The sequence below is a fragment of the Paenibacillus sp. B2(2019) genome (genome assembly GCF_008370385.1).
Lineage (GTDB): Bacteria > Bacillota > Bacilli > Paenibacillales > Paenibacillaceae > Paenibacillus_AQ.
The window spans coordinates 360675-373880 of record NZ_VTZR01000024.1 but is presented as its reverse complement, the minus strand read 5'-3'; the positions used below and the strand labels follow the sequence as shown (position 1 = coordinate 373880).

The 13206-nt window shown below is 45.0% G+C and carries 15 protein-coding genes, 1 pseudogene and 1 riboswitch; of the genes and pseudogenes, 2 read left to right on the top strand and 14 right to left on the bottom strand.

What is annotated here, in order from left to right; all coding sequences use genetic code 11:
• Positions 1 to 55: 55 nt before the first annotated feature.
• The 14 genes from PAENI_RS22945 to mscL form a co-directional block, all read right to left on the bottom strand.
• Positions 56 to 814 (bottom strand): pseudouridine synthase, encoded by a 759-nt coding sequence (locus PAENI_RS22945; protein WP_036676166.1) that lies wholly within the window; start codon positions 812 to 814, stop codon positions 56 to 58.
• 20 nt (positions 815 to 834) lie between these two features.
• Positions 835 to 1179, bottom strand: coding sequence for a peptidoglycan recognition protein family protein (locus PAENI_RS22940; protein ID WP_149646800.1), 345 nt, complete (start codon positions 1177 to 1179; stop codon positions 835 to 837).
• Between the two features lie 66 nt (positions 1180 to 1245).
• On the bottom strand, positions 1246 to 1734 hold the full coding sequence (locus PAENI_RS22935; RefSeq protein WP_188114674.1) for a spore maturation protein: 489 nt from the start codon (positions 1732 to 1734) through the stop codon (positions 1246 to 1248).
• Between the two features lie 52 nt (positions 1735 to 1786).
• Complete coding sequence (locus PAENI_RS22930; RefSeq protein WP_076284546.1) at positions 1787 to 2452, bottom strand: nucleoside recognition domain-containing protein; 666 nt, start codon at positions 2450 to 2452, stop codon at positions 1787 to 1789.
• Between the two features lie 35 nt (positions 2453 to 2487).
• Positions 2488 to 3687: a D-alanyl-D-alanine carboxypeptidase family protein gene (locus PAENI_RS22925; RefSeq protein WP_149646798.1), complete on the bottom strand. Its 1200-nt coding sequence runs from the start codon at positions 3685 to 3687 to the stop codon at positions 2488 to 2490.
• Between the two features lie 166 nt (positions 3688 to 3853).
• Entirely contained in the window at positions 3854 to 4348 is a 495-nt protein-coding gene (gene ytfJ / locus PAENI_RS22920) for a GerW family sporulation protein (RefSeq protein ID WP_149646797.1), read from the bottom strand.
• An 84-nt stretch (positions 4349 to 4432) separates the two neighbouring features.
• Positions 4433 to 5146: a DUF2953 domain-containing protein gene (locus tag PAENI_RS22915; protein WP_149646796.1), complete on the bottom strand. Its 714-nt coding sequence runs from the start codon at positions 5144 to 5146 to the stop codon at positions 4433 to 4435.
• Positions 5147 to 5332: 186 nt separating this feature from the next.
• Positions 5333 to 5935 carry an SMC-Scp complex subunit ScpB gene (gene scpB, locus PAENI_RS22910; protein ID WP_042190273.1) on the bottom strand — a complete coding sequence of 201 codons (603 nt, stop codon included), beginning with the start codon at positions 5933 to 5935 and terminating at the stop codon, positions 5333 to 5335.
• The gene (locus PAENI_RS22905) at positions 5904 to 6695 is read right to left on the bottom strand and encodes a segregation and condensation protein A (protein WP_149646795.1); all 792 of its coding nucleotides are present in this window, start codon (positions 6693 to 6695) and stop codon (positions 5904 to 5906) included. Before PAENI_RS22905 ends, scpB begins: the two co-directional genes overlap by 32 nt.
• Before the next feature lie 135 nt (positions 6696 to 6830).
• Positions 6831 to 7298: a 6,7-dimethyl-8-ribityllumazine synthase gene (gene ribH, locus PAENI_RS22900; RefSeq protein ID WP_042194286.1), complete on the bottom strand. Its 468-nt coding sequence runs from the start codon at positions 7296 to 7298 to the stop codon at positions 6831 to 6833.
• Between the two features lie 37 nt (positions 7299 to 7335).
• Positions 7336 to 8589 carry a bifunctional 3,4-dihydroxy-2-butanone-4-phosphate synthase/GTP cyclohydrolase II gene (locus tag PAENI_RS22895; RefSeq protein ID WP_149646794.1) on the bottom strand — a complete coding sequence of 418 codons (1254 nt, stop codon included), beginning with the start codon at positions 8587 to 8589 and terminating at the stop codon, positions 7336 to 7338.
• A 62-nt stretch (positions 8590 to 8651) separates the two neighbouring features.
• Positions 8652 to 9320: a riboflavin synthase gene (gene ribE, locus PAENI_RS22890; protein WP_149646793.1), complete on the bottom strand. Its 669-nt coding sequence runs from the start codon at positions 9318 to 9320 to the stop codon at positions 8652 to 8654.
• Between the two features lie 101 nt (positions 9321 to 9421).
• Positions 9422 to 10522 carry a bifunctional diaminohydroxyphosphoribosylaminopyrimidine deaminase/5-amino-6-(5-phosphoribosylamino)uracil reductase RibD gene (gene ribD, locus PAENI_RS22885; RefSeq protein WP_149646792.1) on the bottom strand — a complete coding sequence of 367 codons (1101 nt, stop codon included), beginning with the start codon at positions 10520 to 10522 and terminating at the stop codon, positions 9422 to 9424.
• A 216-nt stretch (positions 10523 to 10738) separates the two neighbouring features.
• Positions 10739 to 10914: riboswitch (FMN riboswitch) on the bottom strand.
• A 248-nt stretch (positions 10915 to 11162) separates the two neighbouring features.
• Positions 11163 to 11567, bottom strand: a complete 405-nt coding sequence (mscL, locus tag PAENI_RS22880; RefSeq protein ID WP_076299560.1) for a large-conductance mechanosensitive channel protein MscL — start codon at positions 11565 to 11567, stop codon at positions 11163 to 11165.
• Between the two features lie 268 nt (positions 11568 to 11835).
• Between mscL and PAENI_RS32700 the strand changes: the two are divergent.
• Positions 11836 to 12021: pseudogene (locus tag PAENI_RS32700) on the top strand (winged helix-turn-helix domain-containing protein); the annotation flags it as partial.
• Between the two features lie 38 nt (positions 12022 to 12059).
• Positions 12060 to 13163 carry a sensor histidine kinase gene (locus tag PAENI_RS22870; protein ID WP_149646791.1) on the top strand — a complete coding sequence of 368 codons (1104 nt, stop codon included), beginning with the start codon at positions 12060 to 12062 and terminating at the stop codon, positions 13161 to 13163.
• Positions 13164 to 13206: the final 43 nt, after the last annotated feature.

Here is a 13206-nt window from a genome sequence, read left to right as displayed (position 1 = left end):
TTATAGCGAATTTCGTCACAGTATTAGGGGGTTTAATTGTGAATATTGTGTGTCTTTATGACTCTTTACGTGGAGTTCTTTCTTTGAGTAATCCTGCTTTGGCAATTTGCTGCAGATGGTTAATTTCATCTTTAGTCAAATGACGGTAGGATCCACGTTTAAGATTTTGCAGCATAATATCCCCGAATGAAATCCGCTTCAGACGGAGAACGGGGTGTGAAATCGCATCAAACATGCGTCGTACCTGACGGTTACGTCCCTCGTGAATCGTAATGCTGATTACTGCTTCTTTATTCGCTTCATCAATATCTTTGTACTCTACTTCGGCAGGCGCTGTCATACCATCTTCCAGCTTGATCCCAGCCTTTAGCTTGTCCAGTGCAGTACCGTGCGGAATACCCTTGACCGTAGCGTGATACGTCTTAGGTACATGATGCTTAGGATGGGTAAGCAAGTTAGCGAAATCTCCATCATTCGTTAACAGCAGCAGTCCTTCCGTATCATAATCCAGACGGCCTACAGGGTAAACCCGTTCTGTAATTCCTTTAAGGTAGTCTGTTACAACCTTGCGACCCTTTGGATCGGAAGCACTTGTAATGACTCCTTTAGGTTTGTTGAACATAATATAGATTTTGTTCTCGCCCCGGATCAGTCTACCGGAGACTTTAATAATATCTGTTGCGGGGTCCACCTTCGTGCCAAGCGTAGTTACGAGTTCCCCGTTGACTTCCACTTTACCGGCCAAAATCATTTCTTCACACTTACGTCTGGACGCCACACCTGCCTGCGCCAAAATTTTCTGTAATCTTTCCATTTTCGACTAGTCACCTCAGATTAATGATAACCATCAGAGGGATAAATCACAAGTTCATTCCATGGAAAAAATGCGCCTGGGCAGTAATTATTGTGGGGTTCGATGATTAAAGGGGAGATTTGGTAGCGCTCTACCAGTTCTAAAATGAGTTTACCTGTGGCAAATAGCTGTTCCTTCCTTCCAGATAATGGAGGAATGCCATCTTCCCTGCTGAAATCACCTTCCAAGCAAATGTGAATATACTCCGGATCGGTCAGCAGCGGTGCTGCATAAATCGCTCCCTCCACACCAACCCAGAAATCAAAGCCTTTGCCATTAATGGAAGTACAGCGAGACTGATGCAGAATAAAACCTTTGTAGTTCATAGCGGATTGCCTCCCTCCACATTGCTGCAATAGCATATGTCGAGGAAGGAAAGGGGGTGACGCCTCCTACCCAAAAAGCAGGAGGCAGACCGCGATCGCGGCGACGAAGCCAACAACATCGGAGAATAGACCTACCTTAAGTGCATAACGTCCGTTACGAACACCAACGGCTCCAAAATAAACCGTTAATACATAGAGCGTTGTGTCCGTGCTGCCTTGTATGGTGGAGGCAATCATGCCGATTAGAGAATCCGGACCATGAACGCGAATCAGATCCGTGGTATAAGCAAGCGAGCCTGTCCCCGTGAGGGGCCGCAGAAGGCCGAGCGGCAGTACTTCTGGAGGTACGCCAAGTCCCCGCAGAGCAGGAGATATGAATCCCATTAGGAAGTCGAGTGCGCCCGATGCGCGAAAGACGCTGATCGCCACAAGCATTCCCACAAGATGAGGAATAATCGCGATTGCCGTTCCAAATCCATCCTTCGCCCCTTCAACAAATGACTCATACACCGGGACTTTACGCATAAAAGCATAGAGCGGGATGAACGTAATCATGACCGGAATCGCCCATGCCGATAGGAGACTGATTAACTGGTACAAGTCATGCTCATCCTTTCAATGAAGAATTAGGCAGCGACGTCTTGGCCAATGGAGCAGAACCAGACTTTGCTGACGGCGGCTTTGGAGGTTTGCGCAGCAACGTCATCCTTCGGAAAAACCGGTCAGCCACTATAGCCGCAAGAGTCGCCACAGCCGTTGCGGCGAGGGTTGTGCCTACTATTCCCGCAGGATCTGCCGAATTGTAATTCAATCGGATCGCAATTAGCGTCGCGGGAATTAGCGTAATGCTTGCTGTGTTAAGCGCCAGTAAGGTACACATGGCTGGTGTAGCCGTTTCTTTATCCGGGTTGAGCTTCTGCAGCTCCTGCATCGCCTTGATCCCCATAGGTGTAGCCGCATTGCCAAGTCCAAGCAAATTAGCGCTCATGTTGGAGAGAATATATCCGATTGCAGGATGGCCCTTCGGCACATCTGGAAAGAGGAAGGCTACGATTGGTCCAAGAATCTTGGCTATTTTTTTAAGCAAACCAGCATCCTCTGCGATCCGCATGATTCCTAGCCAGAATACAAGCACACTTATTAAGCCGAAACTTACTGTAACTCCACTCTTGGCTCCGTCGAATACGGCGGCTGTAAATTCATCCATTCTGCCGTTAACGGCGGCGAACAGAAAACCGATGATGATCATTCCTAGCCAGATCCCGTTAATCATGGATACGCCTCCCTCCTCATTATTCAGCTATCTGCTTACTTGGAACTTTCGCCCAATTTAAATAACGCCTTCAGTGCACTCCCTATAGCCTGAAACCAATTATCAGCAGGATAAGTGTGTGCTTGCGTTGTACTATATTTTTTAGTATAAGCGGATTCCTCAGGAGGTAAGGACTCTCGTGTATACACTGGAACCCGGCCTATCTCCTTGCCACCTAGATCTAGAACGAGAACCCCTTGCAATCCAAAGTTTGATCTTGCAGCTTTGACTGACGCCGCAGGGATCTGATTCAAGACAAGTTTAGTGGTCACTCTATCCTGCTCGCCTTGTCCGAGTGGATAGGCAAATTTTTTGGCTGTCACGAAGTCATAACCACTAACGGGATCCCCGCGTTCGATCATTGTTTTTAGTGGATAATGATTAAACCCGAAGTTTAGCAGTGAGGCATGATCATTCCAGTCATCCCCATCATTTATGGTCACTGCGACAAGCTGCTGGCCGTTTCTGGTCGCTGAGCTGACAAGGCAGCGTAGCGCTTTTTTGGTATATCCTGTCTTCACACCATCTGCGCCCTCATATAAGTACAGCATTTTATTCTTGTTTCTCCACTTGTAATCCCATTTCTCATTTGGATTGTCCGCAGTTTTCTCCTGTGTCTTCACAATTTGTTTAAATACAGGATTATGAAGAGCATACGCCGTCAGCACAGCTAAGTCGTTAGCACTCGAATAATGGCCTTCAGCATCTAGACCATGCGGATTAGCAAAATGAGTATTTTTTAATCCGAGCTCTTCAGCCTTATTGTTCATCAGGTATACAAACCCTTCTTCAGAACCGCCGATATGTTCAGCGATCGCTGTTGCCGCATCATTCCCAGAGCGCAGCATTAGACCATACAGCATATTTTCCAGCGTCATCTCTTCGCCTTGCTGTAAATAAATAGAGGAGCCTTCTTTGGCGAAAGCATTTTTACCAACTTTGACTTTGGATGCTAAATCACCATTCTCAATTGCGACGAGGGCGGTCATTATTTTAGTCAGGCTGGCAATAAGCATCGGCTCATCTCCTCGACTGCTATACAAAATACGCCCGGATTCCACATCAATCAGCGCCGCTGCCCTTGCATGCGTAGATATGGAGCTGTTCTCCGCATGAATCAAAGTTAGCGGTGTCAGAAACAGCAGCAAAATGCTCAGTAATAAGGCGATTGGAAATTTACGGGTTATTGTCTTCATATTTATCCTCCGGATTCTTATCGGTTCTTAAGTAAAGTCATTCATTTCATGCTTATGTTGTACAAGTGTATGCGGACCAGCCTTAGGGTATGTCCTCTCCACACAAAAAGGGACACCGCCTGATGTAAGGCGATATCCCCGAGGCTATTTGTTGAATTATGTGTACCTAATGTGTTGAAGATTGGGATGTACTTGGATCGGGTTTAGCAGGTGCTTGTGCTTGTGGTGCTTGTGTAGCAGTTGACCCAGCTTGACCTGAAGAACTGCTGCTTTGGAACATGGTCTGGATTTTGTCGATGAGCCCAGGCGTGGCATCGATAATTTTTTCGAACAAATGCGTTTGATTGTCGAGTGGCACAATGTTTACCCCATCCTTACCAACCACTAGAAAAGCGATCGGTCTGATGGAGACACCGCCCCCACTACCGCCACCAAAAGGAAGCATTTTGACACCGCCTTGGGAGCTTGATCCACTTATAGAATCCTCTACTCGATAATCACTACCCCCTGCAGCAAACCCAAAGGCCACCTTACTAATCGGCAGAATAATACTACCGTCAGGTGTTTGTACTGGATCTCCAACAATCGTATTAACATCTACCATACCCTTGATATTTTCCATCGCTGTTTGCATTAGACCCTGAATAGGATGGTCGCTCATATTGTTTCCTCCTTTAATTGAGTACGATTTCTCTTGCTTCTACAGCGCTTATCATCCCCACATCCACGCATTTGTATGTAACTTTCATTCTAAACTTTGCCCATGAGACTCCCTACGCATCCGTTTTAGTATTTTTCTCCACTTACTGATTCCCCCCGCCTCCCTCAAGACACGAAGAATAAGCTGCAATGATGCGTATACGGCATAGGAAACGGACAATTTACCCTCACATACGAACTCCATTGAAAAAGAATGCTCATCTTGAAAAACAGGCTTCACAAACACTCGTGGATTGTATTTCAATTTGACCCTTTGCGAAATAAATCCAACGATGCTCCATTTCAATCCCCAGACGGCTCCTGATACTATGGCAGTGTCTGCCGCATCACCTAGTGAGAAGTCTGTGGACCAGTCGAGCTTTGATATTTTGACATGTGATACAGTTTCCTTGAACCACTTCTTCAATCCACGTGTGGATTTCACTGCTAGCTGTACATTGTCCCGCCAGCGCTCAATTCTTTCTTTATCGAATTGTTCTTCCTTTACAGTGTCAACACCTGTAGTCGCGGTACCCGTCTCTTTAAACTTTCCAAGCACGCCTTGCTCCAATCCCTTAAAGACCAATCGAGGCAGTTCATAGTGCAGTTTGATCAGACCAAAAAGTGTCTTAACATCTAACTCGATCAGATCATTTTTGTCATGTTTATAGCACCGGATGCGGAAATCGATAGATGAAGACAGAACCAGGATCATTGCCAGTACCAGCAATCCGAGGGGTATTCCAAGCCATAACGTCACGTATTTACCTCCAAGAAACCTTAATAATGGGAACCTTTGGTTTAGTATGGCAATTTAATCTGGAAAAAATTCGGGGTTTGGCTAAAAAATGTGGCTCTACAAAAAAATAGGGACTGCCCATAAACCATTATGAATGGTTTATGGGCAGTCCCAGCAATACAAATCATTGCGGAATAACAAAAAAAACTAAGGTTGCTCTATATCCTCGAACGTCATTTGAGTATCCAGCTTATTGAACAATAGCTGTGTCTCCTCTTCCAAATTATCAGTGGATTCGAAGTTAGATGGTTCTGGCAGCTCATTCAGACTTGCTAGGCCAAAGCTCTCCAAGAATGATTTAGTCGTCCCATATAAGATTGGACGCCCTACGGCCTCCGCACGACCTACCTCATGGATCAAATCCTTGTTATTCAGCGTATGAATAGCACGTTCGGATTTCACGCCTCGAATCTCTTCGATCTCCACCCGTGTAATGGGCTGACGATAGGCCACGATCGCCAATGTCTCTAATGCGGCCTGAGACAAGGTTGATCTGGATGGGGAATAAGCCAAGCGTTCAAAATAATGGGCATGCTCAGGTAATGTAGCCAACCGATAATTCCCGGCAATTTGGACTACCTGCAATCCCCGCTCCTGTGTTACATAATCCTCTTTTAGTTCTTCTAATGCTCCAGCCGCAAGCTCTGGCCGCTGTTCCGTAATTTCGGCGACTTGCCGTACGGAGATCCCTTCATCACCTGATAGAAACAACAGGCCCTCAATAATCGATTTCAGCGTTTTGTAATCCATTGAAGTGTTCTCCTCCTCTCCACTCCATTACGATGTCATCAAACAATTTCTCTTGATAGCAAAAAATCGCCTTCATTTTCATCAGTTCCAGAATCGCAAGAAAAGTAACTACGATTTCGTGTCGCGCCATTTCATCGTGAAGCAGTGCTGAGAAATGGAGCCTTCCGCCTTTTCCTCTGCGCTGCAGCGCATCCGATACATCACGTATACGATCTTTTACCGATATTTCGTCCCGGGTGATCCGCTGGTAAGATGACCTTCTTGCCGCCTTACTAAGTGCCTTACGGAAAGCAGCTATAAGGTCGGAAGTATGTAGTCCTTTTAGCGTATGGTCAATCTCTTCAGGCACGTATGGACCCAGATCCTCCGGCTCCTTCGTAAAAATCAAGCTCCGCTCGCTCTCCATATCCATTAAATGAACAGCAATACTCTTGAATTTACGATACTCAATCAGTCGCTGAACGAGTTCAGCTCGTGGATCAAATTCATCTTCTTCGTAATATTCAAAATCATCGATCTCAATGACCGGTGGTTTGGGCAGCAATAGCTTGCTCTTTATAGATAATAGGGTTGCGGCCATCACGAGAAATTCACTCGTAATATCCAGTTCAAGCTCCTGCATACTTCGCAGGTATTCCATATACTGTTCGGTGATCTCGGCGACCGGAATGTCCTGGATGTCGATTTCCGCCTTATCAATTAAATGCAAAAGCAGATCCAGCGGACCTTCAAACGTTTCCAGCTTGTACAATACAGTCACGAAGCATCCTCCCGCCAAAAAAAGTAAAGTGCAGCGCCCTAAAGGACGCTACACAAGTAGAAAGGGCTCTATAATCCATGCTTTCTTCTTATACTATAAATAAGCACGAATTCGACTGATTCGTCAATAGCTGTCTTACTTAAACAGTTTGTTAAGATTCGCCATTTCAATCGCAGCAGTCGCAGCATCCCAGCCTTTATTCCCTGCTTTGGTTCCTGAACGCTCAATGGCCTGTTCAATATTCTCAGTAGTTACTACGCCAAAAATCGTCGGCACGCCGGTTTTAAGATTGATCGCAGCTACCCCTTTTGCAACTTCATTACATACATAATCATAGTGCGTTGTAGAGCCACGGATAACAGTTCCTAAAGTGATTACAGCGTCGTATTTACCGCTTTCCGCCATTTTTTGAGCGATTAACGGAATTTCAAACACGCCTGGAACCCAAGCAACATCTACTTCATCATCGTTAGCACCATGGCGTTTAAATGCATCAAGTGCACCTGACAAAAGCTTGCTAGTAATAAATTCATTAAAACGTCCTACTACGACTCCGTATTTTAACCCCTCGGAAACTAAATGTCCTTCTAAATATTTCGGCATATCATTCATCTACCCTTCGTTTTTTTATTGTGTGTGATTATACTTTCGAATCCTCATTTTGTTCAATGTCGTCAAAAGACAGCAAATGCCCAAGTTTCGCCTGCTTCGTATGGAGATAATTAGTATTATCCTTATTCTCCGGCATTTGAATTGGCACTCGCTCAACAACTTCCAATCCATAACCTTCCAACCCTTTGATCTTTCGAGGATTGTTCGTTAAGAGACGAATTTGACTGATACCTAGATCCTTCAGAATTTGTGCTCCAATCCCGTAATCACGCAAATCTGCTGGAAAACCAAGCTTTAGATTGGCATCTACAGTATCGAGTCCTTCTTCTTGAAGCTTGTAGGCTTTAAGCTTATTAATAAGACCAATGCCCCTGCCTTCTTGACGCATATAGAGCAACACGCCTCTACCAGCAGCTTCGATCTGCCGAAGCGCTGCTTCAAACTGGGGACCACAATCGCAGCGATGGGAGTGGAATACGTCACCCGTCAAGCATTCGGAATGTACTCGTACTAACACTGGCTCATCACCGGAAATATCGCCCTTCACCAATGCTACATGTTCTTTATCATCCACTTCATTTGTATAGGCAATGGTCTGAAACTCACCGAAATCGGTAGGCAGACGTACAGACACCTCGCGATTGACGAGCTGTTCCTTCTCGTTCCGATAGTGAATGAGGTCTTTGATGCTGATCAACTTAAGATCATGCTTCTTAGCAATCTCAACCAGATCAGGTAACCGGGCCATCGAGCCATCTTCTTTGATGATTTCACAAATCACACTGGCTGGATATGCACCACACATACGGGCTAAATCAACAGCAGCCTCTGTATGTCCGGAACGGCGCAGTACGCCGCCTTTTTTCGCAATCAGCGGGAACATATGGCCAGGTCTACGGAAATCAGACGGCTTCGCTTTAGGGTCAATCATGGCCTTTACAGTCAAGGATCTTTCCCCTGCTGATATACCAGTAGTTGTATCTATATGGTCAACCGATACAGTAAAGGCTGTGCCGTGATTATCTGTATTGTGACTGACCATAGCCTGTAGTTCAAGCTCTTCCGCACGCTCAGCGGTAATTGGCATGCAGACCAAACCACGTCCCTCAGTGATCATAAAATTGATGACTTCTGGTGTCGACCGTTCAGCAAGAGCTATAAAATCCCCTTCATTCTCACGATCTTCATCATCCACCACGATGATGACTTTGCCGCGCATTAAATCATATATCGCTTCTTCAATCGGATCCAAGACACTATCCTTCTTCGATTGTTCGCTCATGATCCTATCCTCCTAATAGCTTTACGAAGGATTATTCCCTTCTTCGTAAGCTTACTCATTATTTAAACAAATCCGTTTGCCGCCAAGAAATCGCGGCTAATCCCTGAACTGCTATCACTTTCTTCATCCTGTGCAGCTGAGCCATAATGAAGAAGATGATCTACATATTTGCCCAGGACATCACACTCAATATTCACACTATCTCCTGCCCGCTTATAAGTTAGCACAGTTTCCCCTAGCGTATGCGGAATAATGGATACAGTAAGCGATGAAGCCGTCGTCTTTACTACTGTTAAGCTAATGCCATCAATCGTGATCGACCCTTTAGGGATGATATATTTAAACAGCGATTTGCGGTCCGGCGCAATCTCATAGACTACTGCATTCTGATCACGCTTTACGCTTTTGATGACAGCAGTGCCATCTACATGTCCCTGAACAATATGACCTCCAAATCGACCACCGGCTGCCATTGCTCGCTCCAGGTTCATCCGACTGCCAGGACGTAGCTCCTTCAGATTACTGTTTCGATAGGTCTGAGGCATGACATCCACTGTAAAATAGTTCTCGCCTAAAGTTGTCGCTGTAAGACAGACGCCATTAACCGATACGCTATCACCAATCTTCAAATCATCCATGATGACGGAAGCGGCAATGTTCAGCACCATCATTTCTCCACCGGTGGAGACACTTCTCAGAGTGCCAACTTCTTCGACTAATCCAGTGAACATGCTTTCCCTCCTAGGAGTTTTGTGTGAGTAACACTTCTCCGCTATCTCTCCGAACAAAACTTGCTCCGGAAGCACACGATTAAGTTTTGTAACCATTCACTTTAGCGTACCGGAGTACCGCTGATACATACATTATCTCCGAGCACTTTTACTTCCAATCCCTCCAGAGAAATCGCATCCTTCATTAGCTCTATACCAGGAAATACGAACGTCCCTTTCGCTTCAGCACCACCGCCAACAATCTTTGGAGCGAAAAAGAGAATCACTCGATCAACGAGCCCACTCTCCAGCATCGCACCATTTAGCGTGCCTCCGCCTTCAAGTAAAATCGATCCGATTTCCATTTCACCGAGTGTTACCATAGCAGCCTTCAAATCCACCCGTGGTCCTGCTCCGCTAACAATGATTTGCACCCCCGCTTGAAGAAGTGCTGCTTTCTTTTCATCATCTGCGGCTTCAGTTGTCACGATGATAGTAGGCGCTAGACCGTCACTTACAACTGTTGAATCCAAAGGAATACGTAGTCCAGAATCAATCACAATCCGTATCGGATGAATACCCGGCACTTCCGTTCTTGTAGTTAGTGAAGGATTATCTGCAATCACTGTGTTCACACCGACCATTATTCCCTGATGCCGATGCCGCAGCGTATGTACGATCTCCCGCGCTTCACCATTTGAAATCCATTTACTGTCACCAGATTTGGTAGCTAGGTTACCATCCAGCGTGCTGGCACTCTTGAGCGTAACAAAAGGCTGTTTTGTCAAAATATACTTGATAAAACGCTCATTCAACCGCAGCGCACGTTCACGCAGCAATCCTACTTCTACTTCAATGCCATGCTCACGCAGCATTTGAACGCCGCGACCCGCAACCTGAGGGTTAGGGTCTTCACAAGCGACTACCACTCTGGCTACTCCCTCGTCGATCAGCCTTTGGCTGCAGGGCGGAGTCTTGCCATAGTGACTGCATGGTTCCAGTGTTACGTAGGCAGTGCTGCCCTGTGCTTGGCCAGCCGCCATATTCAAGGCATGAACCTCAGCATGACCTGTTCCGCGCTGCAAATGAGTCCCAAGTCCAATCATCGCTCCATTCTTTACAACAACACAGCCAACAACAGGGTTAATTCCTGTCTGTCCTTGGGCCCGTTCTGCCATATCCAGCGCTAACGACATATAAAACTCGTCATTCATATTATCCATCTCGTTCCTCCTATCCACTTACTGTCTATCTGATGCGTAAAAACAGAAAAACCCATCTCATTCTCCAGGAGGAGTAAAGATGGGTTATGCGAGAGTTTATCGGCAGTCCAAATAAAAGTGTGCGTAAATAACCGTCAATCGACGGCAATTGTGAAATATCGCACATAATAAATGAAAACACTGCAGTCCACCTGTCTATTACAGACAAGCGGTTAACCTCTCCTTCTTCCATCCAGACTATACTGTCGGTCCCGGAATTTCACCGGGTCCACCGTTCGCGTCAACAACGCGAGCCGGGTAGCGGACTAAGTGTGGTAGATAAACTTAATAAATAAGCACTCTACAACAACATCACCGCCGGTAGGGAATTGCACCCTGCCCTGAAGGATTGATCCTTTATTTAATTGAGGTTCAAGTTTTCCTTACTAACAAAATTATCACTTACACCTTCGAAATGCAAGTGCGTTTTATATATTTACTTAAAATTTGTAACTTAATTCTGAGAGGTATGGTGATTACTAGAAGAAACGACATGGTTATTTATAGCCTGCAAATGTACAGTTAAAACCCATTCCATACATTTACATAAAAAAAGAAAAAGCGCCTGGACTGTATCTCCAGGCGCTTTTTCTTTTTCCAATTACAATCCGCGTTCTTGTTGTTTCAACAAATCACGAATTTCCGTTAGCAACACGATATCTTCTGCGGGTGCTGGCGTCTCCACCACTTCAACTTTAACGGCTTCTTTGCGCTGGAATTTATTAGCCAGTTTAATCACCATAAAGATTGAGAAGGAAATAATAAAGAAATCAACTACCGCCTGCAAAAATTGCCCATAAGGGATAAGCAGTTCATTATGCATAACCATAACACTTAGAGCCCGATCCTTCAGATCTATACCACCTGTTATCAAGCCAACAATTGGCATAATGATGTCAGATACTAATGAAGTCACAATCTTACCAAAAGCTGCTCCGATAACGACAGCAATGGCTAAATCTAGTACATTTCCTTTCAGGGCAAAAGCTTTAAACTCTTTCCACATCTTCCAATTCTCCTCCAACCTATTGAATTTGAAATTATTATAGCATAGCCGCTTCCCAAATCTTAAGGCTTGTTAAGAAACTATTAAGTTTACCTTTACTTTTACATGCCGCCATTGGGAAGTTCGCCTGTCTCATCTTTGGTATGTGGACGGCTTTATGATAGCCTTAAGTTTTTCAAAGAGCTAAACAAACTTTTTCCCATCGATCCTCGCCAGCCTTCAAATAAGGATTTCAATCGAGAATATATTGTATACTTCTTGTAGTACGGACGGTATAGAAGCCTGTATAAAAATTCGAGAAACACAAAAATTCCCTATTATTATGTTATCTGCCAAGGGTCAGGAACTAGATAAAATCACTGGACTCAGTAATACACTCATCGTACACATTCGAAAAATCAGAGAAAAAATTGAAGCTAATCCGAGAAAACCACAGTATTTAAAGACGGTATAGGGCGTTGGCTACAAACTGGAAAAAGGAGGTTCTTCTAGTTGAACTTTAAAAGATTCGATACCTTATCTTGGAAAATAGTTGGCATTAGCCTAACGAGTCTAGCTCTTACAGCAGCAATTTTATTGGTCGGCTATTATGGGACATCCCTTTTGCTATGGCTCAATCCTTCTCATTCCTTCTGGGGCGTTAAACTCATCCGCTGGGTGACCAATAACATTGGTTCTACTCCTATAGTGATTCTTATTGGGGTTCCTTTATTTATTTTTTTCATCCTGAAGCTATCCAGAAATACAACAAGCCATCTTCATAACATTTCAAGCGGGGTTCAAGCGATTGCTGACGGCAATTTATCTTTCAAGATACCAGTAACAGGAACGGATGAACTCGGTAAACTCGCGGAAAATATGAACCTCATGGCGGGCAAGCTAAAATCCGCTATAGATGAAGAACGAGCAGCAGCGAAAGCAAAAAACGACCTAATCACTGGTGTATCCCATGATCTTCGAACCCCTCTAACTTCTGTACTGGGATTCCTGGAATATGTGGAGAAGGATCGTTATAAGAACGAGGTTGAGCTGCGTTATTATGTGAATATCGCCTATGAGAAGTCCCTGACTCTTAAAAAGCTAATCGACGATTTATTTGAATATACACGTGTTAGCAGCAACGGGCTTCCCCTTAATATGGAGCCTGTAGATCTCGGCAAGCTGCTCGAAAAGCTTGTCGAGGAATTCGCTCCCGTATTGGAGCAAGCGGATATGACCTGCCGTATTCATACGGATATGAGCCCTTTGATTATCCATGGTGATGCGGACGAGTTAGTACGATTATATGAGAACCTATTTACCAATGCGGTTAGATACGGTAAAGAAGGTAAGATTCTAGATATTTCCGTTTATAGAAAAGACGGCAGAGTGATTGCTACATGCACGAATTACGGCAGCCCGATCCCTGCCACGGATCTCCCCCACTTATTCAAGCGATTTTATCGTGTAGATAAGTCACGTTCCAGAGAGACTGGCGGAAGCGGCTTAGGACTCGCGATTGCCAAAAGCATCACAGAGCTCCACGGTGGAACAATTTCAGCCAAAAGCTCACGTAAACAAACCGAATTTGAGACTTCCTTCCCTGCGAGTGAATAGGTTCTGAATACAAACAAAAGCACCCGACTATAATCACGCCGGC

What these genes read in the sequence shown, in the direction of transcription:
- PAENI_RS22930 (WP_076284546.1), bottom strand. Translation starts at nt 2,452, where the DNA reads ATGATTAACGGGATCTGGCTAGGAATGATCATCATCGGTTTTCTGTTC.
- PAENI_RS22895 (WP_149646794.1), bottom strand. Translation starts at nt 8,589, where the DNA reads ATGAGCGAACAATCGAAGAAGGATAGTGTCTTGGATCCGATTGAAGAA.
- PAENI_RS22925 (WP_149646798.1), bottom strand. Translation starts at nt 3,687, where the DNA reads ATGAAGACAATAACCCGTAAATTTCCAATCGCCTTATTACTGAGCATT.
- PAENI_RS22935 (WP_188114674.1), bottom strand. Translation starts at nt 1,734, where the DNA reads ATGATTACGTTCATCCCGCTCTATGCTTTTATGCGTAAAGTCCCGGTG.
- scpB (WP_042190273.1), bottom strand. Translation starts at nt 5,935, where the DNA reads ATGGATTACAAAACGCTGAAATCGATTATTGAGGGCCTGTTGTTTCTA.
- PAENI_RS22940 (WP_149646800.1), bottom strand. Translation starts at nt 1,179, where the DNA reads ATGAACTACAAAGGTTTTATTCTGCATCAGTCTCGCTGTACTTCCATT.
- ytfJ (WP_149646797.1), bottom strand. Translation starts at nt 4,348, where the DNA reads ATGAGCGACCATCCTATTCAGGGTCTAATGCAAACAGCGATGGAAAAT.
- ribD (WP_149646792.1), bottom strand. Translation starts at nt 10,522, where the DNA reads ATGGATAATATGAATGACGAGTTTTATATGTCGTTAGCGCTGGATATG.
- ribH (WP_042194286.1), bottom strand. Translation starts at nt 7,298, where the DNA reads ATGCCGAAATATTTAGAAGGACATTTAGTTTCCGAGGGGTTAAAATAC.
- mscL (WP_076299560.1), bottom strand. Translation starts at nt 11,567, where the DNA reads ATGTGGAAAGAGTTTAAAGCTTTTGCCCTGAAAGGAAATGTACTAGAT.
- PAENI_RS22945 (WP_036676166.1), bottom strand. Translation starts at nt 814, where the DNA reads ATGGAAAGATTACAGAAAATTTTGGCGCAGGCAGGTGTGGCGTCCAGA.
- ribE (WP_149646793.1), bottom strand. Translation starts at nt 9,320, where the DNA reads ATGTTCACTGGATTAGTCGAAGAAGTTGGCACTCTGAGAAGTGTCTCC.